Raw genomic sequence first — 23,115 nt, forward strand, 5'->3', positions numbered from 1 at the left:
CGCACAGGCGTTCGATCCGAAGGTATGCCAGGGGACTGACATTTTTCCGCTAAATCGCGGTGACCGGCATCGCCGGATCCGGCTCACCGCCCCGCGGCGAACGATCACCACGATCGGTTCTCGACGGGCGGGCGCGCGGGCCACCGGCCCGCGCGCACCGTGTCACTTCTTCGGCTTGTCCGCCGACGACGTCTCGGTCGAAAGGGCGGCCACGAACGCCTCCTGCGGCACCTCGACGCGGCCGACCATCTTCATCCGCTTCTTGCCTTCCTTCTGCTTCTCCAGCAGCTTGCGCTTACGGCTGATGTCGCCGCCGTAGCACTTGGCGAGGACGTCCTTGCGGATGGCGCGGATGTTCTCGCGGGCGATGACGCGGGCGCCGATGGCGGCCTGGATGGGCACCTCGAACTGCTGCCGCGGAATGAGGTCCTTGAGCTTCTTGGCCATCTCGACGCCGTACGCGTAGGCCTTCTCGCGGTGGACGATCGCGCTGAAGGCGTCGACGGCCTCGCCCTGCAGGAGGATGTCGACCTTGACGAGGTCGGCGGCCTGCTCGCCGAGGGGCTCGTAGTCGAGCGAGGCGTAGCCGCGCGTCTTCGACTTGAGCTGGTCGAAGAAGTCGAAGATGATCTCGCCGAGCGGCAGCGTGTAGCGGATCTCGACCCGGTCCTCGGACAGGTAGTCCATGCCCTGGAGGTTGCCGCGCCGCCCCTGGCAGAGCTCCATGATGGCGCCGATGAACTCGGAGGGCGCGAGCAGCGTGGCCTTGACCACCGGCTCGTGGATCTCGGCGATCTTGCCTTCGGGGAACTCGGACGGGTTGGTGACGGTCAGCTCACGGTCGTCCTCCATGACCACGCGGTAGATCACGTTGGGCGCGGTGGAGATGAGCGACAGGTTGAACTCGCGCTCCAGCCGCTCGCGCACGATCTCCATGTGGAGCAGCCCGAGGAAGCCGCAGCGGAAGCCGAACCCGAGCGCGGCCGACGTCTCGGGCTCGTAGACGAGCGCGGCGTCGTTGAGGCGCAGCTTGTCGAGCGCCTCGCGCAGCTCGGGGTAGTCGTCGCCGTCGATCGGATAGAGCCCGGAGTAGACCATGGGCTTGGGGTGCTCGTATCCGCCGAGCGGGTCGACGGCCGACCTGGTCGCGCTGGTGACGGTGTCACCGACGCGCGACTGGCGGACGTCCTTCACGCCGGTGATGAGGTAGCCCACCTCGCCGACGCCCAGTCCGGCGGACGGCATGGGCTCGGGCGAGATGACGCCGATCTCCAGGAGCTCGTGCTGGGCGCCGGTGGACATCATGAGCAGCCGCTCGCGCTTGGAGAGCTTGCCGTCCACGACCCGTACGTACGTGACGACGCCGCGGTAGGTGTCGTAGACCGAGTCGAAGATCAGCGCGCGGGCGGGCGCGTCGGCGTCGCCGACGGGCGCGGGGATGGTCGCCACGACGTGGTCGAGCAGCTCCGCGACGCCGACGCCGGTCTTGCCGGACACGCGCAGCACGTCGGACGGGTCGCAGCCGATGAGGCCGGCCAGCTCCTCGGCGTACTTGTCCGGCTGGGCGGCGGGCAGGTCGATCTTGTTGAGGACCGGAATGATGTGCAGGTCGGCGTTCATGGCCATGTAGAGGTTGGCCAGCGTCTGCGCCTCGATGCCCTGGGCCGCGTCGACGAGCAGGACCGCGCCCTCGCACGCCTCCAGCGACCGGGACACCTCGTACGAGAAGTCCACGTGGCCGGGCGTGTCGATCATGTTGAGCACGTGGCCGTTCCACGGAAGCCGCACGGCCTGCGACTTGATCGTGATGCCGCGCTCTCGCTCGATGTCCATGCGGTCGAGGTACTGCGCGCGCATGGAGCGGTCGTCGACCACACCGGTGAGCTGCAGCATCCGGTCGGCGAGAGTGGACTTGCCATGGTCGATGTGCGCGATGATGCAGAAGTTGCGGATCAACGCGGGGTCGGTCTGGCCAGGCTGAGTGCGCACCGGGGTCCGTTTCAACAGGGTTTGTGACTGCGAGCGACGGATCGGGCCGCGCCGTCTCCGGATCGGCCTCGTCTCCCGTCATCGGCTGGCGAACCAGCCAACCTCCATGGTGGCATGTCCGGATGCTTGCCTTGACCATCACCAAGCGGGTGATCAGGTGGACTGCGATCGTCCTGGCCGTCCTGCTCGCCGCCGGACTGATCGCCGCGGCGGCGTTACGCCTGCAGTTCACCGGCTCTCCGGCCGCCTGGGCCCGGAGCACGGGAAACGACGCCCTCTGGATGGGGCACGCGTGGGTGGACGGCCGCCGCGGCGCCGCCGACGTCGACGCCATGGCCGCACGGCTGGGCTCCGTGAAGGACGTGTACGTCCACAGCGGTCCGTTCTCCTACGACGGCACGCTATCTCCCGACAAATATCCAAATGCTGGAAACTTCTTGAAATGGTGGAAGAAGCGGCACCCGGGGGTGCGGGTGTCCGCCTGGCTGGGGCAGCGCCTCGACCCCGGGTTCCTCGATCTGAGCGATCCGGCGACGAGGGAGCGGGTCGTGGCCGGCGCCAAGGCCCTGGTCGATCTCGGCTACGACGGCATCCACTACGACTTCGAGCCGGTGCCCGACGGCGACCCGGACTTCCTCGACGTTCTCCGCGCCACCCGCGAGGTCATCGGCTCGCGCCCGCTGTCGGTCGCCACCCAGCAGATCGAGCCGATGCCCGGCGCCGCGCTCCCCGCCCGCCTGGTGATCGGCCACGAGAAGTACTGGAGCCGCGACTACTTCCGCCGGGTGACCGATCTCACCGACCAGGTCGCGATCATGACGTACGACTCCTGGACCTTCCTCCCCTCGCTCTACGGCGGCCACGTCGTACGGCAGGCCGACATCGCGCTGGACCTCGTGCCCGAGGACAAGACCCTGCTCATCGGCGCCCCGGCGTACCACGACCACGCGGGCGACTACGCGGAGAGCGTGGCGACGGCGGCGGAGGGCGCCCGGCTGGCCCTGACCGGCCACGGCCCCCGCGACAAGGTGGGCCTGGCGATGTACGTCGACTTCGCGGCCACGGAGGAGGACTGGCGAGAATACGACGCGTCCTGGGTCAGGCCGCACACCTGACGGCGCCGGTCCGGGTTAGGATTGCGGCGCAGGTGACCACGCGAGCGCTCGATTTGAGCGACATCGCGAGCTGTTGGTACCCTGTTCAACTGCGTGTGGCGCGCCCTCTCTCGAGCCCGCGCGCCCCATCCGACCAAGACTCACACCGAGGCTTTCTTCGTGGCGAACATCAAGTCCCAGATCAAGCGCAACCGGCAGAACGAGAAGGCCCGGCTGCGTAACAAGGCTGTCAAGTCGTCCCTGAAGACGGCGGTCCGCAAGTTCCGCGAGGCCGCTGACCAGGGCGACGTCGAGACGACCCTGGCCGCCCTGCGCACCGCGAGCCGTCAGCTCGACAAGGCCGTCAGCAAGGGCGTCATCCACAAGAACCAGGCCGCGAACCGCAAGTCGGCGATCGCCAAGCGCGCCGCCGCCCTGCAGGCCGCCAAGTAGCCCACTCCGTCGCCTGCGTCGTCGCGGGCACGCGGATGTGTCGCGCCGCATCCCCTCCCCGGGGGTGCGGCGTTTCGGCGCTCTCGCCCTTTTCGCGCTCCCGGGCTCGCCCACGCGTGTCCGGGTACCGGCGCGTCTCCCGCCCGATATGACGGTAAATCCGGACCGCCCCCACTTTCGGGCATTACCGCGGTTTCGGGGGCCGAGGCCTATAGCAGATAATTGCGCACGATCTATTCGGAAAATGTCCCGATTTCGATATCACATCGGGATCGCCGCCGCGCATCGACTCCATCACCGATCTTTCTGGCGCTTCGCCGATCGCCCTATGGTGAGGCGATCGGGAGAATATCCGACGAGCCAGAGGACGATACATGCGGGGGCGGACACCGCTGGTATTCCGGCGCGCACTGAGCGAACCGCTCCTGTTGGCGGCGGCGTTCGGCTCGATCCTGCTCGCCACGACCACGCTGGTCGCCCTCATGACATACGCCGCCTCGGTGACCGACCGGGGCGTGCGGCAGGCGGTCGAGACGGCGCCGCTCACTCTCACCTCCACCACCGTCACGTCCTCGGTGAAGGCCGACGACTACGCCCGCATCGACCGGATGGTCCGCGACGGCATCACGCGCGGGTACGCCGGGGTCCCGCACCGCGTGGTGAGCGGCGCCCGCTCCGACTCGTACGCGATGCCCGGCCAGGAGGGGCGCGAGCGGCCCGACCTGACCCGGTTCGCCACTTACGACGACCTGCGGGAGCGCGCCGATCTGGTCGCGGGCGCGTGGCCGGGCGAGAGCCCCGCCGGGACGGTGGAGGCCGCGCTCTCCCAGCCCGCCGCCGAGGCGATGCGGGTGGCCCCGGGCGGCGAGTTCGCGGTCGTCGGCCGATTGGACGGCCGCACGGTCAAGGTCAAGGTCGCCGGGGTCTTCCGGCTGCGCGCCTCCGACGGTGACCGGTGGGCCGGCGACGAACTGCTCCGCAACGGCACCCAGGTCGGCGACTACACCACGTACGGGCCGCTCGTGGTCCCCGCGACGACGTTCGTCAGTCGGTTCGCCACGAGCGTCTCGGCGACCTGGACGGCCGTGCCCGACCTGAGCGGCCTGATCCGTGAGGACCTGCGTCCCCTCGCCGCGTCGGTCACCGGCATCGAGGCCACGCTCCGGGGCGGATGCACAGGATGCACGGTCTCCACCGGCCTCCCCGCGATGCTCACCCAGCTCGACCGGGCCGCGCTCGTCGCCCGCTCGACGATGTTGATCCCGGTGTTGCAGCTTCTGGTGCTCGCCGCGTACGCGCTGACGTTGACGGCGCGGCTGCTGTCCGACCACCGCCGGATGGAGGTCGCGCTGCTGCGGTCGCGCGGCGCGGGCTCGGTCCGGCTCGCCACGCTGGCGGGCGGCGAGGCGCTGCTGGTCGCGCTGCCGTGCGCGGTGGCCGCGCCGTACCTGGCGCCGCCCCTGCTCGCGCTGGTCGGCGGCACCGGGACTCCGCTGTGGCAGAACCCGGGCGCGACGACCTTCGCCATCTCGGCCGCCGTGGCGCTGGCCTGCGCGGTGCTGCTCGCGCTCCCCGCGGTGCGCGGGGCGCGCCGGACGTACGTCGAGGAGCAGGGGGCGCGCGGGCGCGGCGACCGGCAGGGCATCCTCCAGCGGGCCGGGGCCGACCTGGCGCTGCTGGTGGTGGCGGTGCTGGCGATCTGGCAGCTCCAGCGCTACGGCGGGCCGGTGACCGAGACTACCGGCGGCGATCTGGGCATCGACCCGCTCATCGTGACCGGTCCGGCGCTCGCGCTGCTCTGCGGCGGCCTGCTGGGCCTGCGGCTGGTGCCCCTCGTCTCCCGGATCCTTGAGCGGGCGACGACACGGCGGCCGGGCTTCGCGGCCGCGGTCGGGGTGCGTCAGGTGAGCAGGCGGCCCGCCCGCTACTCGGGGCCCGCGCTGCTGCTGACGATGGCCGTCGCCATCGGAGCGCTGTCCCTGGCCACCTCGGCCACCTGGCGGCAGTCGCAGGACGACCAGGCCCGGCATCTGGCCGGCGCCGACCTGCGAGTGGCCGCCGAGCAGGGGGACACGGCGGACGGCCTCTCCGCACTGCCCGGCGTCACCGCGCTCACGCCGGTCCACCGCGTACGGGCCTCCATGGGAGGCGGGGACGTCGATCTCCTGGCGGCGGACGCGGCCCGGCTTCCGGAGGTCATGCTGCTGCGTCCGGACCTGTCCGACGCGCCACTCGCCACGCTGGCCTCCCGCCTCGCCAGGGGCGGTACGACGCTGCCGGTCGTGGTCACCGACGACCTGGCCGAGGAGCGCACCCTCGTCATCGGCACGTCGCCCGTCCCGATCGACGTGGTGGGGACCGTACGGGCCATGCCGGGCACGCCCGCGGGCGCCTCGGCGGTCCTCGCCGACCTGACCGCGCTGCGCGCCGTCACCAAGGCCCCGGCCAAGACGACAGAGTGGTGGCTGGCCGCCTCCGGCCACGACACCTCGGCCGCCGCGGCGGCACTGGCGAAGCAGGGGGCGAGCATGACCGAGGTGGCCGCCCTCAGCCGGCAGCTCAGGGACGATCCGCTGGCGGGCGGGCTGCGGGGCGCGCTGGTCCTCGGCTTCGTCGCCGCGCTCGCGTTCGCCGTGCTGGGCTTCCTGGTGAACGCCGCCGTGTCCGCGCGCGAGCGCAGGTCGGAGTTCGCCCTGCTCGGGGCGCTCGGCGTGGGCTTCCGGCAGATGCTCGGCCTGCTCGCCGTCGAGCAGTCGTTCGTCATCGGGCTGTCACTGGTCGGAGGCGTGCTGCTGGCGGCCGGGGTCGCGCTGGCGGTGGTGCCGTCCATCGTCCTGACCGGGCAGGCGACGGCGGTGACGCCGCCGGTGGTGCTGGACATCCCGTGGCCGTGCATCGCCGCGCTCGGCCTCGGGGTGGGGGCGGTGCTGCTGGCGGTCATATTCGGGCTGGCCCGCTCGCTGCACCGGCGCGGGCCGGGCGGCGTGCTGCGTTCGGGGGAGGACCGATGATCCGGCTGCTGAGGGCCCACCGGGGTACGGCGGCCCTGCTCGCCCTGCTCACGCTGGCCGGGTCGCTGCTGCTGGCCGGGCTCCCCCGGGCTCTGGAGGTGTCCCTGGACAAGAGCGCGGAGACCATGCTGCGGACCTCGCCTCCGCTGACCACGGCGCTGACCGTCACGCTGGAGAGCAAGTACAGTTTCGACCCGCCGGACAGCGTCGAGAAGGTGGCGCAGACGAACGATCTCTGGCGCTCAGCGCTGCCGCCGACCGTGCGGGGCGTGCTGGACAGCACCGCGAGATTCGGCTACGAGACGGACGGGCTGCAGATCTTGGGGATGCGGCACCGGTTCCTGCATCTCGCCTGGGCCAACGACATCGCCCCCCAGATCCGATACGTCGCGGGCGAGGCCCCCGGCCCGAGCGACTCGCCGAAGCGGTTCGAGATCGCCCTTCCGGCCGAACCCGCCACGGAGTTCGGCATCAAGCTCGGCGACACGATCGGGTTCGAGGGGTACCAGGGCGTGATCACCGGCCTCTGGGAGCCGCTGACGCCCGGCGGCGCGTTCTGGGACTCCTACCACTCCGGCATGTCTGAGGTCGTCAAGAAGCGCCCACCGCTCGCCGACGAGGACGACCTGCACATCACCGCCCTGGCCAACGGCGACGCCCTGGCGAGCGGGAAGATCAATCGACTCTACAGATGGATCTTCCAGATGAACCCGACGGCGGTCACCGCCCGCAACGCGCGGGACGTGCTCGACGGGGTGGCCGAGGCGGGACGGGTGGTGGCCGGCGGCCCGCAAAGCGTCTCCTCCGCCACCGGGCTCCCCATTCTGGGGGCGGGCACCTCCCTCGTCACCGGGCTCGACCAGCTCATCAAGGAGTTCCTCGACCGGCTCGCCACCACGCGCGCGCTGATGGTGGTCCTCCTCGGCGGGTTCGCCGTGGCCTGCCTCGGCACGATCGCGCTCGCCGTACGGCTCCTCGGCTCGCGGATGCACGGCAGTCTCTCGCTGATGCGGGCACGCGGCGCGTCGCTGCCAAGGGTCACGACCGTGGGCGGCGGGGTCGTCGCGCTCGCCATCGCGCCCGCGGCCCTGGTCGGCGCAGCGCTTTCCCTGCTGGTGCCCGGGCCATCCCTGCCGATTCTGCTGCTCGGGCCCGTCGCCTTGGCCGTCATCGCCATCGCGTACGCGTGCGGGGCGACGGCGCACGCCCACCGGCAGCCCCTCAACGAGCGCAGGGACGACGTGGTGACGCGTCGGCCGTCCCCCCGGCGGATCGCCCTCGAGGTCCTGGTCGTCCTGCTCGGAGTCGGAGGCGTCCAGCTCCTGCGCAGCCGCGGCCTCGGCGACGACCCGTTCATGATGGTGGTGCCCGCGCTGCTCACGGTGGCCGCCGCGCTGGTCGCGCTGCGCCTCTACCCGCTCCCGCTCCGGCTGCTGCTGCACCTGGCCGCCCGCCGCCGGGACGCCGCACCGTACCTGGGGCTGGCCATGGCGGCGCGGGCCGCGACCGGCGCCACCCTGCCGGTGCTGACGCTGCTGCCCGCGCTCGCGATCGGCGCGTACGGCGCGGTCACCGCCGACGGCCTTGCCACGGCGCAACGCCTGGCCGCCTGGCAGCAGGTCGGGGCCGAGATCCGGGTCGAGCGGTCGGAGGGCATCCCGGCGGACCTCGTCGAGCGGGTCCGGAAGACGCCCGGGGTGGACCAGGTCGTGCCCGCCGCGGTCGGCAAGACCCACGCCGAGGTGGGGTTCACCGGCCGGGACACCGCCGTTGTGGCGGTCGACCTGAACGCCTACCGGAAGCTGGTGGCGGGCAGCCCGCTGGAGATCCCCACGGCGCCCGCGAGCGGGGCCCTCGTGTCCTCCGACATGGCCGCAATGGCGAGCTTCGACATCACCTGGCCCGAGCAGCTGACCGTACAACCCAAGGGGAAGATCGCGGCACTGCCGGGGGTGGACACCACCAACCTGGGGCTCATCGTCCTCCCCGCTCTGACACAGCACACGAACACCCTGCTGATCAGCGGCGACGCCGCGGCCGTCAAGGCCGCCATGCCGGCCGGCACGGTGATCCGCACCGTGGACGGCACACTCACGGAGATCACCTCGGTACCGCTCACGTCCAGCCTGATGACCGGGCTGCGCGTCGTCACGCTGGCCCTCGCCGCGTACGCGCTGGCGGCGGTGGCGATCATGCTGGTGTCGGGGGCGGCGGAGCGGTCCCGCGCGCTGATCCTGCTGCACGCGATCGGCCTGACCCGCCGCCAGGCGAAGGGCATGACGGTGCTCGAAATCGGCCCGGTGCTCGTCCTCGCCGTTCTCGCCGGGCTCGCGCTCGGGCTCGGCCTGCCCACGCTGCTCGGGGACGGCATCGACCTGTCCGCGTACGCCGGGCTGCGGTTCGGCGACTATCCGATCGACCCGGTCATGCCCGCCCTGCTGGCCGGCGGGGTGGCCGTCGTCGCCCTGGCGGGCGTCTACCTTGGAGGCAGCCGTGCAAAGTCTCGCTGACCTGGAGGCACAGGCCGGAGCGGCGAAAGCCGCGTTCGGCGCGGCCGCCCACATCCTGTGTGACAACCTGGTGCGCATCTACAAGACCGAGGGCGTCGAGGTCATCGCCTTACAGGGGCTCGACCTGCTGATCGACAAGGGCGAGTTGATCGCGATCGTCGGCGCGTCCGGGTCCGGTAAGTCGACGCTGCTCAACGTGCTGTCCGGGCTGGACGTCCCGACCGCCGGGCTGGCCCGCGTCGCCGGCGTGGACCTGCTGTCGATGACCGCCAAGGACCGGCTGCGGTTCCGCCGCTCCGTGGTCGGGTTCATCTGGCAGCAGACCGCGCGCAACCTGCTCCCCTATCTCACCGCGCAGGAGAACGTGGTACTGCCCATGCGGCTGGCCACCGGGAAGGCGGACCGGGCGCGCGCGGGCGAACTGCTCGACCTGCTCGGCGTGGCCGACTGCGCCGGACGGCGTCCCGGCGAGATGTCGGGCGGCCAGCAGCAGCGCGTCGCGATCGCCGTGGCACTGGCCAACTCGCCCGAGGTGATCCTTGCCGACGAGCCGACCGGCGAGCTCGACAGCCACACCTCCGAGGAGGTCTTCGGCGCGCTGCGCCGGGCCAACCGCGAGCTCGGCGTCACCAGCGTCATCGTCACGCACGACCCCATGGTCTCCGACGAGGTGGACCGTACGATCAGCATCCGGGACGGGCGGACCTCCAGCGAGACGCTCCGCCGTACCTCCGAGGACGGCGGCCTGATCGCCGAGGAGTACGCCGTGCTCGACCGGACCGGCCGGCTGCAGCTCCCGCGTGACTTCATGACCGCGCTGGACATGGAGCGCCGGGTACGGCTGGAGCTCGAACGCGACCACATCGGGGTGTGGCCCGCCAACCAGGGAGACGAGCAGTCATGACCGATCAACCGCTGGTCGTCGTCGACGGCGTGCGCAAGGTCTACCCCAAGGGGGTCGAGGCGCTGCGCGGGGTGTCGTTCGAGGCGTACCCAGGGGAGCTGGTCGCCCTCCGCGGCCGGTCCGGCTCGGGGAAGACGACGCTGCTCAACGTGGTCGGCGGCCTGGACCGGCCGGACGAGGGCCGGGTCGAGGTCGCCGGGCAGACTGTGACCGAGCTGTCCGAGGCCGCCCTGCTGAAGCTGCGCCGGGACGTGATGGGGTTCGTGTTCCAGTCGTTCGGGCTGATCCCCGTGCTGTCGGCGGCCGAGAACGTCGGGGTGCCGCTCCGCCTGGGCCGCTCACCGGTCGCCGAGCGCGAGGAGCGGGTCCGGATCCTGCTCAGCCTGGTCGGTCTGGGCGATCACATGAACCAGCGGCCGTACGAGCTGTCCGGCGGGCAGCAGCAGCGGGTGGCCATCGCCCGCTCGCTGGCGAACCGGCCCCGGCTGCTCATCGCCGACGAGCCGACCGGGCAGCTCGACTCGCACACCGCGCTCCAGATCATGCAGTTGCTCCAGGCGCTGGTCCGCAGCGAAGGGGTGACGGCGCTGGTCGCCACCCACGATCCCAAGCTGATCACCCTCGCCGACCGCGTACTGGAGCTGCGCGACGGCGCCATCCTGGAGGAAACCGCCGTCTGAGCCGCCCGGGATCAGCGGCCGGTGCGGCTCGCGACGATGATCTGCACCGCCCGTTCCAGGGCGTACGCCGGGTCGGTGCCCGCCCCCTTCACCTGCTCGTCGGCGACGGCGACGGCCTGCATGGCCCGGGAGATGCCGTCCTGGCCCCAGCCGCCGAGCTGGCGCTTCACCCGGTCGATCTTCCACGGAGGCATCCCGACGTGGCTGGCGAGCTGGCCGCCCCGGAGGTTACGGGGGGCGCCGCCGACCTTGGCGAGCGACCGCAGGCCGCCCGCGAGGGCGCTGACGATCAGCACGGGCGCCACCCCCGTCGCCAGCGCCCACCGGAGCTGTTCGAGCGCCTCGCCGAGCCGCCCTTCGATGGCCAGGTCGGCGATGGTGAATCCGCTGACCTCGGCCCTGCCCCGGTGGTACCGGGCGACCGCGGCCTCGTCGATCTTGCCCTCGGTGTCGAAGGCGAGCTGGCCGCAGGCGGCGGCGAGCTCACGCAGATCGCTCCCGACCGCGTCGAGAAGCGCCTGCGCGGCGGCGGGCGAGATCGACCGGCCGGCGCGCTTGATCTCCCCCTTGATGAAGTCCAGCCGCTCGGCGGGCTTGGTCATTTTGGAGACGGTGACGACGTCCGCTCCGGCCTTCTTCACGCCCTCGACGAGCGCCTTGCCCTTCACACCGCCCGGATGCGCCAGCACGAGCACCGCGTCCTCCGCCGGATGGGCCGCGTACTTGACGACCTCGGCGATGACATCCTTGGCGAGGTCCTGGGCGGACCGGATCACGATCACGGACCTCTCGCCGAAGAGAGAGGGAGAGGCCAGTCCGGTGAGCTCTCCGGGCTCGACCTTCCCGCCGACCAGGTCGTGGACCTCGGCCCCGGGATCGTCCGCGCGCACAGCCGCCACGACGGATGAGACCGCCCGGTCGGCCAGGAGTTCCTCGTCGCCGACGACCAGGGTCACGGGTGCTGCAGTGGCCATGCCTGGCAGCATGCCACGCCCAGCCCCGCCGCCGGGAATCGGACGTGGCCTCGGAGCCTGTCGGGTGTCCACAACCCTTGGCCGCGCCGGCGGTCTGGACGTGCTCCAGACCGGCGGCACCGCCGTGGGCTCCGCAGCCGTGAACAGCGAGGGCGGGACGAGACGCGCCCGGCCCGGGTCCTTCGTCTGCCACGCCACCACGGCCGACGGACGCCGGGTCCAGGTCCTTCATCGGCCGCGGGGAACGACCGCGAGACGGCCGGCACGTTCGATGACGGCGACGTCGCCGGACAGGTCGGTCCGGTAGGTACGCATCCCCAGCAGGTGTAGGCGGGCCATGGTCAACGGGGCGGGGTGCCCGTAGTCATTGCCGGCGCCGACGCTGACCAGCGCCGCACCCGCCCTCGTCGCGGCCAGGAAATCGGGGTCCTGGCGAAGCGAACCGTGGTGCGGCACCTTCAGCACATCGACCGGCGGGACGCCCTGGCGCAGCAGCCTGGCCTGCGCCTCGGTCTCCACGTCGCCCGCGAGCAGCGCCGACCCGATCGGCGAGCCTCTCGCGTCGTACCACCGTACGAGCAGGACGACGCTGGCGTTGTTCGCGATGGCCCCCTCTCCGGACCCTTCCTGGGGAGCCTCGGGCTCGGGGGCGAGCACGGTGAGCTCGGTGGCGCCGAACCTCCACCGGCCGCCCGGCGGCACCACCCACTCCGGAATGCGCCGCGCGCGCAGTTCCGCGGAAACGCGCGCGCTCTCGCCCTCGGGTAGCCGTCCCGGACTGACGACGACGGCGCCCACGCTTCGTCCACGGAGCACTCCGGTCAGCCCGCCGACATGATCGAGGTGAGCATGGCTGAGGAACAGAAGCGGCACCCGCGTGACTCCCAGATCACGTAGGCATCGGTTCGCCGATCCCGGCTTCGGACCGGAGTCGATCACCACAGCGCTGCCGGGTCCGGTGGACAGGGCGAGGCCGTCGCCCTGCCCTACGTCGCACGCGACGAGCAGCCATCCCGGAGGCGGCCACGGCGACGTCGCCGGGCCGACGACCAGAACGGCGACGAGCGCGGCGGCCAGCACCCCCGCGACAAGGTACCGGCGGAACCTGCGACGCAGGATCAGCCAGCCCAGGGCGGCCGTGACACCCAGGAGCGCGAGCCCTGGGACACCCCCCGGCCAGCCGACCGTCGCCGCCGGGAGCGCCGCCGCCCGTTCCGCGACGGCGATGATCCACGCGGCGGCCAACCCCGCAGGCCGGACCAGCAGTTGGGCGGCGGCCATGCTGACGGGGGCGACGATCGCCGCGCCGAAGCCGAGCAGGGTGGCCGGCGCCACGGCCGGGCCCGCCAACAGGTTCGCGGGGATCGCCACCACGTCGAGTTGCCCGGACATGAGCACCAACAGCGGCGTGACGGCCACCTGCGCCGCCGCCGGTACGGCTATCGCCTCGGCCAGCCAACCGGGCATCCGCGCCGCCATCCGATTTCGCCATCGGGGAGCCAGCACGAGGATGCCGCCGGTGGCGAAGACCGACAGCGCGAAGCCGTACTGCCGGGCGAGCCCGGGGTTGAAGAGGATCAGGCCGAGCACCGTGGCGCAGAGCGCGGCCAGGCCGTCCCGGGACCGTCCCGTGCCCAGGGCGAGCGCCGCCACGATCCCCATGGCGAGCGCCCGGACCACGCTGGGCGAAGGCCGGGCGACGATCGCGAACCCCACCATGGCGAGGGCCGCCAGGATCGCCCGCGCGGGGAGCGGAAGCCCCATGAGCCTCGCGATCGCCAGGGCGGCACCGGCGATGAATGCCAGGTTGGCCCCGGACACCGCCGTCAGGTGGGTGAGACCGGCGGCGGCGAAGTTCTCCTTGATCTCCTCGTCCAGGCGTGAGACGTCCCCGACGACCAGGCCGGGCAACAGTCCCCGCGGCCCCTGCGGAAGCACGTCGCTCGCCTCACGCAAGCCCGCACGCAGTGCCCCGGCCGCCCGCTGCACCGCGGAGGGAGCGGACAGCACCTCCGGCGGGCCCCGCACCACCAGCACGGCAGCCGTCAGATCTCCCCGGTCGGCCGTGCCCAACCGGCCGCGCACGCGGACGCGCTGGCTCGGCAGCAGAGTCCCCCATCCATCGCCCGACGCGAGGACGACCACCGGCACATCGCCCCGAACCCGGTCGCCCGCCGGCTGGCCCCGGTCGCCCTCCACGATCTGGACGGAGAGCATCCGCGCTTCCACCACGAAACTGTCTCGGCGCGTCAGGCCGCCACGCTGCGGTCTCGTCCGCGGGTCGTCGCCGATCTCGACCTCGGCGACGACGGTGGCGTGCCGAGCCGCAAGCTCCGCCACGGGTCCAGTGCTGACCGTGTGCACCTTGACGGCCACGACCGCCGCGGTCGCCGCGCCACAGGCCACCACCGCGAGAGCCGTACCGGCCACGGGGCCGCGTGATCGCCCGGCACCGGAAGCCGTCGATCCGCCCCTGGGACGACCGCCGCTCCTGGTCAGCGCCCAGACCAGCAGCGCGGCGGACGCGAAGCCGACGGCCACGACGGCACCCGCCGTAGCGGTGCATCCGAGAAGCACGAGCGCGACCAGCCACGACACGATCGCCGGGCACACCAGGCGCAGGGAGTGGCCTGCCGCCCACGGGGTGCCGCCCTTCGCGGGAGAGATCTCGCCGGGCGGCTCGGTGGCCGTGCCCGAACCGAGCCGGCGATCCGGACCGCTCACGGCGTGACCCTGCCTTTCAGGTCGGCGAACTTCTGCGGTCCTATGCCTGAGACGTCCTGCAGCTGATCGACGCTCTGAAATCCTCCGTGGGCTTCGCGATATTCGACGATCCGCTGCGCCAGCACCTCGCCCACGCCGGGTAGCTCCTGCAACTGCTCGTACGTGGCCGAACTGAGGCTGATCATCGTCGTGCCGTCGCCGCCGACCGCGGCTGCCGCGCCCTGCCCGACGGCGGGGGCTCCCACCACGATCTGCTCGCCGTCCACGAGGCGGCGGGCGAGATTCAACCCGTCAGGTGACGCACCCGGGCGGGCTCCCCCGGCCGCCTGGATGGCGTCGACGACCCTGGACCCCGACGGGAGCGTGAGCACTCCAGCCTTTCGCACCTTGCCCGTGACATGGACCGTCACCCCCGGCGTCGGCGGGGGTGAGGCGAGCCCGACGGTGCCCGGAACGGCACCGGACGGAACGGCAGTCGGCACTCCTTCGGCGGAGCCGACGCCGATGGCGGCCGCCCCCGCGGGAGCGGGCGGGACCAGCGGGTCGGCGACCGGCTGTGACCGCCACGCGTAGATCCCCGCCACGGCCGCCGCGAGCACCCCGAGCACCACCAGGACGCGCAGGCCGGGACGCCCGGGGTCGAGCAGCGGGGCGGTCTCCCTGATCACCCGGCTTCCCCCGGCGAACGCTCGCCCCTTCGACAGCATGGTCGCCATCAGGCCGACGCCCGGCCCTCCGCTGTCCGGTCCTCGGGGCGCACCGCTACGGCCGGGCGGTGACGCCCCCGCCGCGTCGGCCGCCCGCGACGACCGGTCACCCAACGCGAGCCGGGGCCCCTCAGCCTCGGCTTCCCGGTCCTCGTCCGCGTGCGCCGTTGCGACGGACCGTCTCTCCGCGGCCGAATCGGCCGATCGCCCGAGCCCACCCGCTGTTCCGGAAACCGACGATCCCTGAGGAGAAGGAACAGGGCGGCTCGGCCGGGGCTCGAGCAGGAGGCGGAGGCGTGCCTCGGCGGCGAGGTGGTGGTCCGGCTGCTCCCTGGTTCGCACGCAGGCGACGTTAGGCGCGGTCACGCCCCCGCCGGGGCCCCGTGCCGCGGCCTGTGGAAATCAGCCCGCCTGTGGATGGGCCGGGGCGATCGTCACCGCGAGCAGGCCGGGGCCGACGTGGGCTCCGATCACCGCTCCCACTTCCACCAGGAGCGGCCGGGACGCCCTGGGGAGCCGGGACGCGAGGGCGTCCACGAGCGCCCCGGCCCGCTCCGCCGCTCCCAGATGCTGTACGGCGACGCGTACCTCGCCGGCACGGGCCGCCTCGACGGCGAGGTCCACCAGCCGGGCGATGGCGCGGTTCGCCGTCCTGACCTTCTCCAGCACGGTGATCGTGCCGTCGGCGAGGTCGAGCAACGGCTTGATCGCGAGCGCGGAGCCCAGCAGGCCGGCGGCCGCGCCGATCCGCCCGCCCCGGCGGAGGTACTCCAGGGTGTCGACGTAGAAGATGCTGCGGGTCGCGGCGGCGGACGCCTTCGCCGTGGACGCCACGTCCGTGAGCGGGCCGCCCAGACGGGCGGCCTCGGCGGCGGAGAGTACCGGGAAACCGAGGCCCATGCCGACGGATCCGCTGTCGACGACCTCGACCGGGACCGGAGACTCCTTGGCGGCCAGCCGGGCGGCCTCCACCGTGCCGGACAGGGAGCCGGAGAGATGGACCGAGACCACACCGTCGGCTCCCCCGGCCGCCGCCTCGGCGTAGGCGGCGGCGAAGTGCTGCGGCGCGGGCTGCGAGGTGGTGACGGACGCGTGCTCGCGAAACGCCTCCGCCACTCCCACAACCGCGGGGTCCGCCGTGTCGGCGTACTCCCGGCCGTCGATGACCACCTGGAGCGGGACGACCGTGACGCCGAGTGCCGCGACCACCGACGCGTCCAGGTAGGCAGTGGAGTCCGTGACGACGGCGACCGGCATGGCACGAGGTTACCGGGAGGTCATCTCTCCCCCCGTGAAAAAGGCGGTCCGGTTCACCCCTCGGTCGCGTCGGAGCGGCGACGTCACTGAACGGGGGTGCCACCGCGCCACACCCGGCGCGGCTTGAGGCCGAACGACCAGGCGAAGGCGCCCTCGTGGTCCGCGTCCCACTGCACGATGTCGGCGAGCCGCCCGGGCGCGAGCACACCGCGGTCGGGGGCGCCGAGCACCTGCGCGCCGCCGAGCGTCGCGGCGCGCAGCGCGTCGCCCACGCTCATCCCGAACCCGGCCACCGCCAGGCTGATCACCAGGGACATCGACGTGATGCCGCAGTGGCCGGGGTTGTGGTCGCTGCCGAGCGCGACCGTGACGCCCTGGGCGAGCATCCGGCGCACCGCCGGGAGCCTGCCGTGCTGGAGGGCGGTGCCGGGGCACACGACGGCGGGCACGCCGTACCGCGCCATCAGCGCGATGTCCTCGTCCGAGGTGTGGTGCAGGATGTCGGCCGACGCGCAGCCCATCTCGGCCGCGAGCTGGACGGCGCCCCGCCTGCTGTGCGCGCCGGCGTGGATGCGGGGCAGCAGACCGACGTTGCGGCCGGAGGCGAGGACCCAGCGGGCCTCGTCGATGCCGAAGTGTCCCTCGTCGCAGTAGACGTCGACGCTGTCGGCCCCGGCGGCGGACGCGTCCGCGCACCATGCGGCGGCCGCCTCGACGTAGTCGCGCTGGCGGCCGAAGTATTCCGGCGGGACGACGTGGGCGGCCAGGAACGTGACGTGCACCCGCGGCATCATCGGCTCTTTCTCGAGCTCGCGGAGCAGTCGGACGTCGGCCAGCTCGCCGTCGCGGGTGAGGTGGTAGCCCGTCTTGGCCTCGACCGTGGTGGTGCCGCTGAGCAGCCACTCCCGCAGCCGTTCGCGGACGCCGTTGCAGAGCGTCCAGGGGTCGGTGCCACGGGTGACGGTGATGGTGGAGAGGATGCCGCCGCCGGCCGCCGAGATCGCGGACGCGGTGGAGCCGCCGGAGCGCATCGCCATCTCGGCGTACCGGTTCCCGGCGTACACGGGGTGGGTGTGGGCGTCGATCAGCCCGGGGGTGACGAGCGCGCCGCCGAGGTTCTCGACGTGGTCGACGTCGACGATGTCGTCGACGACGCCGGGCACGCTCTGCGGCAGGTCCGCGGCGCGGCCGACCCACGCGATGCGGTCGCCGTGCACCAGGATGGCCGCGTTGCTGCACACGTCGTGGCCGGTCCAGAGACGGCCGATGTTGGTCAGGAGGCGAACGGTCATCCGACCACCTGCTTCGCGGCCAGGGACAGCGAGCAGGCATCGATCGCGGGCGAAGCGCCCGCCGGGCCCGATCGGTGTCCGGAGGTCATCGGGGGTCTCCTGCCTCATCGCGCACTTCGTGCGATGACCCTGTCGCCGAGGTCGTGGACCCAGGCGATTTCAGTCCAGTTACGTTATTTCACAGGTCGGCTTGCTGTACAGGGCTATCGGGAAGAACGCCGCTTCGCCGCGGCAAGGTCGGGACGGCCGGAGCGTCTCCCTGTCACCCGACAATGTCGTCTCCGCAGGTCAGAGACGGTAATCATGTCGGCCTTCACGCGTAACAGCATTTAATGGCGCCGCCATACTACCCGCACGGAATGTCTCATAAGGGCTTGCGAAAGCCTAGCAAGGTAAACGGGAATGAGCCAGCATTTCCGCCGCTAATCCCTTAAGTACTGCTTTCGCGCTAAATATCCAATAAGTCAGGAAATGTCACGCTTGTGACACAGGTGCAGCAAGTGACATACGGCCCCGCGGAATCGTCCCGGACACGTGCGCCGAAACGGACGAACGCCGCCCCCGCGAACGGGAGCGGCGTCGAAAGCGGAATCCGCGCCGGGTCAGACGGTCTCGACCGGCTTGGCCACCCGGTCCAGCTCGGCGTAGAGGTCGCCGGGGACGCGGGCGTGCAGCACGCTGCCGTCACCGGTGTGCTCCACGGAGAGCACCTCGCCCTCCTCGTGCGCCCGCGCGATCAGGTCGCCCCGCTCGTACGGCACCAGCATGTGGACCTCATGGTCGAGCCGCGGCAGCTCGCGCTCGATCAGCTCCATGAGCTCGGTGATGCCGGAGCCGGTCCGGGCGGAGACGACGATGCTGTGCCGTTCCCTCATGGTCAGCCGGGCGAGCACGACGGGGTCGGCGGCGTCGGCCTTGTTGATGACCACGACCTCGGGCACGTCGAGGGCGCCGTCGATCTCGGCCAGGACCTCGCGCACCGCGCTGAGCTGGGACTCGGGGTCGGGGTGCGATCCGTCCACGACGTGCAGGATCAGATCGGCGTCGGCGACCTCCTCCAGCGTCGAGCGGAACGCCTCGACGAGCTGGTGCGGCAGGTGCCGGACGAAACCGACCGTGTCCGCGAGCGTGAACAGCCGGCCATCGGGCGTGTGCGCCTTGCGGATGGTCGGGTCGAGGGTCGCGAACAGCGCGTCCTCGACCAGAACGCCCGCACCGGTCAGCCGGTTGAGCAGCGACGACTTGCCGGCGTTGGTGTAACCGGCGATCGCCACGGCGGGCACCTGACGGCTGCTGCGCCGGGACCGCTTGGTCTCCCGGGCGGTGTACATCTCCTTGATCTGCCGGCGCAGCTTGGACATCCGCTCGCGGATGCGCCGCCGGTCCAGCTCGATCTTGGTCTCACCGGGGCCGCGGCCGCCGATGCCGACGCCGCCCGCGGCGCGTCCGCCGACCTGGCGGGACAGGTTGCCACCCCAGCCTCGCAGGCGGGGCAGGAGGTACTGGAGCTGCGCCAGCTCGACCTGGGCCTTGCCCTCACGACTCTTGGCGTGCTGGGCGAAGATGTCGAGGATGAGCGCGGTCCGGTCGATGACCTTGACCTTGACCACATCTTCGAGTTGCCGGAGCTGGCCGGGGGTCAGCTCGCCGTCACAGATCACGGTGTCGGCGCCGGACGCGGCCACGATGTCACGCAGCTCGGCGGCCTTGCCGGAACCGATGTACGTCGCAGGGTCGGGCCGGTCGCGCCGCTGGATCAGGCCCTCCAGGACCTCGGATCCGGCGGTCTCGGCGAGGAGCTTGAGCTCTTGGAGCGAGTTCTCCGCGTCGATCACCGTGCCGCTGGTCCACACGCCCACCAGGACGACCCGCTCCAGCCTGAGCTGGCGATATTCGACTTCGGTAATGTCTTCGAGCTCTGTCGACAGACCCGCCACGCGCCGGAGCGCCTGGCGCTCTTCGAGGTCGTAATCGCCGTTGGCAAGATCTTCGGGCTCGTTGCGCATATATGTCATCTCTACTAGACCAACACGTCGACACCCCTGGTGTCTTCCCCACGATGGTGACACGCGGCCCGGCGTCGACGCATCCCCTTATCCGCCCAGGTCAGCGAGGACCCTCCAACTCTCCTCTGACCAGTACCGCAGCCGCAGCCGCTCGTGCTCCTCAAGGGCACGGCGGGCGTGGCCCAGGGCCCTCTCGCGGTCGCCGATCGCCGCGGCCAGCCGGGCCAGCGCCTGGTGGACGGACCCCCAGCCCGCGGTCCCGCTGCCGTTCACCGCCAGCCGGTCCGCGTACGGCAGCAGCTTCCCGTACAGCCACGCCGGGTCGGGGACGCCCAGCTGGGCGCTCACGTACGACCAGACGACGGCGGCGAACTCGCCCGACCAGTCGTCGGGGACGGGGGTGCCCCAGCGCGCGATCAGTCTCGCGGCAAGATCGCGGTCGCCCACATCGAGGGCCGCGAGCACGACCATGGGGCGCAGCGGCTCCATGTGGGGCTCCGCCGCGCCCGCGATCATGTCGTCGAGGATCTCCGCGACCCGTCCCTGCCCCCGCCGGCAGGTGTAGAGCACGGACAACCGTACGTAGTTGATTCCCCACAGCGTGCTCGCGCCGAAGATCTCGCCCAACTCGTCCACCAGGCGTTCGGCCTCGCTCCACCGGCCCTCAAGGGTGAGCCGCGCCGCCTGGGCGACCCGCACCATGGCCGTCAGCTCCGAACTCCTGACCTCGCGAAGCAGACGTTCCGCGCGGGCCAGGTCGCGGTCCCATTCCGACAGCTTCCCCATCCTGAACATGCAGTGCAGCCGGTGGATCCGGGCGACGAGCTCGGCGCTCGAGGAGAGCCGTGGCACCGCGAGCATCTCCTCGACTGCGCGTACCCGCTCGTGCTCGCGCTCGGGCACCCAGGCGGCGATCAGGTAGTTGTTGAGGACCTGGAGGAGCAGCGCGGGCTTCCCCACCCGCCGGGCGATCTCCACGGCCTCCACCGCCATCGCCTCTCCCTCGGCCCGCCGCGGCCCGTAGTGCAGCTCGATGCCGAGCGTGCCGAGCAGCGCGGCCCGGTGGGCGTCGTCCAGCGGACCCGCCAGCAGGTCCTCCACCAGGGCGACCGCCCGATCGTCGACCACGCCGTACGACCGCCAGTTCCAGACGCTGAGCGTTCCGTACACCGTCACGGCGTCCACCAGGACGCTCCGGTCTCCCTGGCCCGCCGCGATCTCTACGGCCTCCTCGATGGCGGCGCGGGCGCGCACGGTGTCGCCGATGTCGCGGCGCGCGCGGCCCAACTCGACGAGCAGGCGGCATCGCCTGCCCGGATCCCGCTGCCCGAGCGCGAGCAGGGCCTTTTCCCACAGCTCGACCGCCTCGTCGTAGGCCCGCTGGGCGGTGGCCTGCCGGGCGGCCGCCGCGGCGTACTCCACCGCCTTGCCCGCTCCGCCGATCCGCGCCGCCATGGCGAAATGGTGGGCGAGAACCGGCAGCCGCGCCGCGCCGCCACCGACCGGCAGGGACTCCAGGGCCTCGCCGGCCCGCAGGTGGAGGCGGGTCTTCTCCAGACGGCCCAGCCGCGCGTACAGGGCGTCCCTGACGAGAGCGTGCGCGAAGCGATAGTCGACCCCGTCCGGGGTCTCCACCAGCAGCCCGGCGGCCACGGCGGGTTCGAGCCGGGCCATCACCTCCTCGGCGGGGACGCCGGTGAGCGCCTCCAGCACGTCGAGGGCGACGTCGCGGCCGAGGACGGCGGCGGAGCCGAGCAGTTCCCGCGTGGCGTCCGGCAGGCGGGCGACCCTCCGGCCGATCACCTCGCGGACGCCCTCCGGCACGCCGAGCGCCGCCGTGTCGAGCCGGTGCTCGCTGCCCAGCAGCCGGATCAGCTCCCCCAGATAGAACGGGTTGCCGCCGGTACGCCGGTAGAGGACGCGCGCGAACGCGGGGTCGGCGAGGTCGCGGCTCACCAGGAACGCCGTCACGTCCTCCTGGGTGAAAGGGGGAAGCGTCATGCGCTCGGTCCCGGGGTCGCGGGCCAGCGCGGCGAGCGTCTCGCTGAGCTGCTCCGGATCGGCGCCGGGCTCGGGCCGCAGCGTGGCCAGGACGAGCACGGACGCGCGGCCCAGCCGGCCCGCCATGTAGCCGAGCAGCCGCAGCGACGAGGCGTCCGCCGCGTGCAGGTCGTCGAGCGCGACGAGGGTGGGGCCGCCCGCCGAGATGAGCGCCGAGAGCACCTGCTCGTACAGCTCGAAGAGGGCCGCGCCCGGGTCGGCGGGGACGTCCGTCCCCTCTCCGGCGAGGATCCCGGCGGCCCGATCTCCCCGCTCGCCGAGTGCGCGCAGCGCCTGGAGCCAGGGCCAGAACGGCAGCGCCCCGTGGTCCTCGACGCAGCGTCCCCAGACGACCGAGATCCCGCGCGCCTCGGCCTCCTCGGCGGCGGACTGCGCGAGGCGCGTCTTGCCGATGCCCGCTTCGCCGGTCACCAGCACCACCCCGCCCCGGCCGCGCCGTACGTCGCCGAGGCGGTCGGCGACGCGGGAGAGATGGTGAGCCCGCGCGATGAGCGGCTCGGAGCGGGGGCGTGGCGGTTTGGGCGCGGCGGCCGGGACCGCCACATGTGGGAGAGGCGGATCGACCGGCGCGGGCCCGCCGGGGGCCGCGACTTCGTCGAGGGAGGGCCCTCCCGGCCCCCCGGGCCCGTCGAGCGACGCGGACTGATCGAACACCGCCTTTTCGATCCGCCGCAGTTCGGGGCCGGGTTCGATGCCCAGCTCCGTCGAGAGCAGAGCGCGCACCCGGCGGAGCGCGCCCAGCGCGTCGGCCTGCCGTCCCGACCGGTAGAGGGCGAGAACGAGCAGCCCCCAGGAGCGCTCGCGGTACGGGTGGGCCTCCACCATGTGCTCGAGGTCGGCGACGCATGACCCGCTGTCGCCCAGGGCGAGCCTGGCCTCGAACCGGTCCTCCTCGGCCAGGACCCGTTGTTCGACCAGGCGGGCGATCACGGGCTGGGCGAACTCGTGGTCCGCAAACTCCGCCAGCGGTTCACCCCGCCACATTCCGAGCGCCCGGTCCAACGCCTCCAGTGCCGTGCCGTATCGGCGTGCGGCGGCCGCCCGGCGGCCCTCCTCGGCCCAGGAGGCGAAGCACGAGAGATCGACCTGCCGCGGGGCGATGGCCAGCATGTAACCGGGTTCGCGGGTCAGCAGGACCGTGGGCGGCGTACGCGGCGCGCGGCCGGGTTCGAGTACCCGCCGAAGATGCGAGATGTACGCCTGGAGCGTTCCCGTGGCACTCGACGGCGCCTCGTCGGCCCAGACCTCGTCGATCAGCCGGTCGAGCGAGACGGTTCGCCCGGGTTCGAGCGCGAGCAGGGCGAGGACGGCGCGCTGTTTCCGCGCCCCCAGGTCCAACCGCCCGCCGTCCCCGGAGAGCACTTCAAAATGCCCGAAAAGCCGGAAGAACAACGAATCCATGGCGTTCCTATCTAATCGGCCACGCAAGCGTAAAGCCTCGTCAGAGGGGGGA

General features: G+C 72.2%; 14 protein-coding genes. 6 read left to right on the forward strand and 8 right to left on the reverse strand.

The window, feature by feature from the left end; all coding sequences use genetic code 11:
• Positions 1 to 162 precede the first annotated feature (162 nt).
• On the reverse strand, positions 163 to 1,989 hold the full coding sequence (lepA, locus tag ACQP1V_RS34870) for a translation elongation factor 4 (protein WP_433414630.1): 1,827 nt from the start codon (positions 1,987 to 1,989) through the stop codon (positions 163 to 165).
• Between the two features lie 122 nt (positions 1,990 to 2,111).
• On the opposite strand from lepA, the gene ACQP1V_RS34875 reads away from it, so the two are divergent.
• The 6 genes from ACQP1V_RS34875 (at position 2,112) to ACQP1V_RS34900 (ending at position 10,641) form a co-directional block, all read left to right on the forward strand.
• Positions 2,112 to 3,104, forward strand: coding sequence for a hypothetical protein (locus ACQP1V_RS34875; protein WP_433414632.1), 993 nt, complete (start codon positions 2,112 to 2,114; stop codon positions 3,102 to 3,104).
• 159 nt (positions 3,105 to 3,263) lie between these two features.
• A complete protein-coding gene (rpsT, locus tag ACQP1V_RS34880; RefSeq protein WP_433414634.1) occupies positions 3,264 to 3,536 on the forward strand; it encodes a 30S ribosomal protein S20 in 273 nt (90 codons plus the stop codon).
• Positions 3,537 to 3,910: 374 nt separating this feature from the next.
• On the forward strand, positions 3,911 to 6,547 hold the full coding sequence (locus ACQP1V_RS34885) for an FtsX-like permease family protein (RefSeq protein ID WP_433414636.1): 2,637 nt from the start codon (positions 3,911 to 3,913) through the stop codon (positions 6,545 to 6,547).
• Positions 6,544 to 9,057, forward strand: coding sequence for an FtsX-like permease family protein (locus ACQP1V_RS34890; protein ID WP_433414638.1), 2,514 nt, complete (start codon positions 6,544 to 6,546; stop codon positions 9,055 to 9,057). The genes ACQP1V_RS34885 and ACQP1V_RS34890 overlap by 4 nt, the downstream gene beginning before the upstream one ends.
• Positions 9,041 to 9,961 (forward strand): ABC transporter ATP-binding protein, encoded by a 921-nt coding sequence (locus ACQP1V_RS34895; RefSeq protein ID WP_433414640.1) that lies wholly within the window; start codon positions 9,041 to 9,043, stop codon positions 9,959 to 9,961. The genes ACQP1V_RS34890 and ACQP1V_RS34895 overlap by 17 nt, the downstream gene beginning before the upstream one ends.
• The gene (locus ACQP1V_RS34900; protein ID WP_433414641.1) at positions 9,958 to 10,641 is read left to right on the forward strand and encodes an ABC transporter ATP-binding protein; all 684 of its coding nucleotides are present in this window, start codon (positions 9,958 to 9,960) and stop codon (positions 10,639 to 10,641) included. Before ACQP1V_RS34895 ends, ACQP1V_RS34900 begins: the two co-directional genes overlap by 4 nt.
• Positions 10,642 to 10,652: 11 nt before the next feature.
• On the opposite strand, the gene holA is transcribed toward ACQP1V_RS34900, so the two are convergent.
• The 7 genes from holA to ACQP1V_RS34935 all read right to left on the reverse strand — a co-directional run bounded on the left by holA (position 10,653) and on the right by ACQP1V_RS34935 (position 23,063).
• Positions 10,653 to 11,615 (reverse strand): DNA polymerase III subunit delta, encoded by a 963-nt coding sequence (gene holA / locus ACQP1V_RS34905; protein WP_387413684.1) that lies wholly within the window; start codon positions 11,613 to 11,615, stop codon positions 10,653 to 10,655.
• Positions 11,616 to 11,843: 228 nt separating this feature from the next.
• Positions 11,844 to 14,339 (reverse strand): ComEC/Rec2 family competence protein, encoded by a 2,496-nt coding sequence (locus ACQP1V_RS34910; RefSeq protein WP_433414643.1) that lies wholly within the window; start codon positions 14,337 to 14,339, stop codon positions 11,844 to 11,846.
• Positions 14,336 to 15,055, reverse strand: coding sequence for a helix-hairpin-helix domain-containing protein (locus ACQP1V_RS34915; RefSeq protein WP_433414645.1), 720 nt, complete (start codon positions 15,053 to 15,055; stop codon positions 14,336 to 14,338). The genes ACQP1V_RS34910 and ACQP1V_RS34915 overlap by 4 nt, the downstream gene beginning before the upstream one ends.
• 393 nt (positions 15,056 to 15,448) lie before the next feature.
• On the reverse strand, positions 15,449 to 16,303 hold the full coding sequence (locus ACQP1V_RS34920) for a DegV family protein (RefSeq protein ID WP_433414647.1): 855 nt from the start codon (positions 16,301 to 16,303) through the stop codon (positions 15,449 to 15,451).
• Positions 16,304 to 16,386: 83 nt separating this feature from the next.
• Complete coding sequence (hutI, locus tag ACQP1V_RS34925; RefSeq protein ID WP_067132626.1) at positions 16,387 to 17,595, reverse strand: imidazolonepropionase; 1,209 nt, start codon at positions 17,593 to 17,595, stop codon at positions 16,387 to 16,389.
• Between the two features lie 602 nt (positions 17,596 to 18,197).
• Positions 18,198 to 19,601 (reverse strand): GTPase HflX, encoded by a 1,404-nt coding sequence (hflX, locus tag ACQP1V_RS34930; RefSeq protein WP_387413677.1) that lies wholly within the window; start codon positions 19,599 to 19,601, stop codon positions 18,198 to 18,200.
• Positions 19,602 to 19,688: 87 nt separating this feature from the next.
• Positions 19,689 to 23,063, reverse strand: a complete 3,375-nt coding sequence (locus ACQP1V_RS34935) for a BTAD domain-containing putative transcriptional regulator (protein ID WP_433414649.1) — start codon at positions 23,061 to 23,063, stop codon at positions 19,689 to 19,691.
• Positions 23,064 to 23,115: the final 52 nt, after the last annotated feature.

Origin of the sequence: Microtetraspora malaysiensis (assembly GCF_050947145.1) — a bacterium.
GTDB lineage: Bacteria > Actinomycetota > Actinomycetes > Streptosporangiales > Streptosporangiaceae > Microtetraspora_A > Microtetraspora_A malaysiensis.

Coding starts and splice junctions, on each gene's coding strand:
- ACQP1V_RS34920 (WP_433414647.1), bottom strand. CDS start 16,303: ATGCCGGTCGCCGTCGTCACGGACTCCACTGCCTACCTGGACGCGTCG.
- hutI (WP_067132626.1), bottom strand. CDS start 17,595: ATGACCGTTCGCCTCCTGACCAACATCGGCCGTCTCTGGACCGGCCAC.
- holA (WP_387413684.1), bottom strand. CDS start 11,615: ATGGCCACTGCAGCACCCGTGACCCTGGTCGTCGGCGACGAGGAACTC.
- ACQP1V_RS34935 (WP_433414649.1), bottom strand. CDS start 23,063: ATGGATTCGTTGTTCTTCCGGCTTTTCGGGCATTTTGAAGTGCTCTCC.
- ACQP1V_RS34915 (WP_433414645.1), bottom strand. CDS start 15,055: ATGGCGACCATGCTGTCGAAGGGGCGAGCGTTCGCCGGGGGAAGCCGG.
- hflX (WP_387413677.1), bottom strand. CDS start 19,601: ATGCGCAACGAGCCCGAAGATCTTGCCAACGGCGATTACGACCTCGAA.
- ACQP1V_RS34890 (WP_433414638.1), top strand. CDS start 6,544: ATGATCCGGCTGCTGAGGGCCCACCGGGGTACGGCGGCCCTGCTCGCC.
- ACQP1V_RS34900 (WP_433414641.1), top strand. CDS start 9,958: ATGACCGATCAACCGCTGGTCGTCGTCGACGGCGTGCGCAAGGTCTAC.
- ACQP1V_RS34885 (WP_433414636.1), top strand. CDS start 3,911: ATGCGGGGGCGGACACCGCTGGTATTCCGGCGCGCACTGAGCGAACCG.
- ACQP1V_RS34875 (WP_433414632.1), top strand. CDS start 2,112: ATGCTTGCCTTGACCATCACCAAGCGGGTGATCAGGTGGACTGCGATC.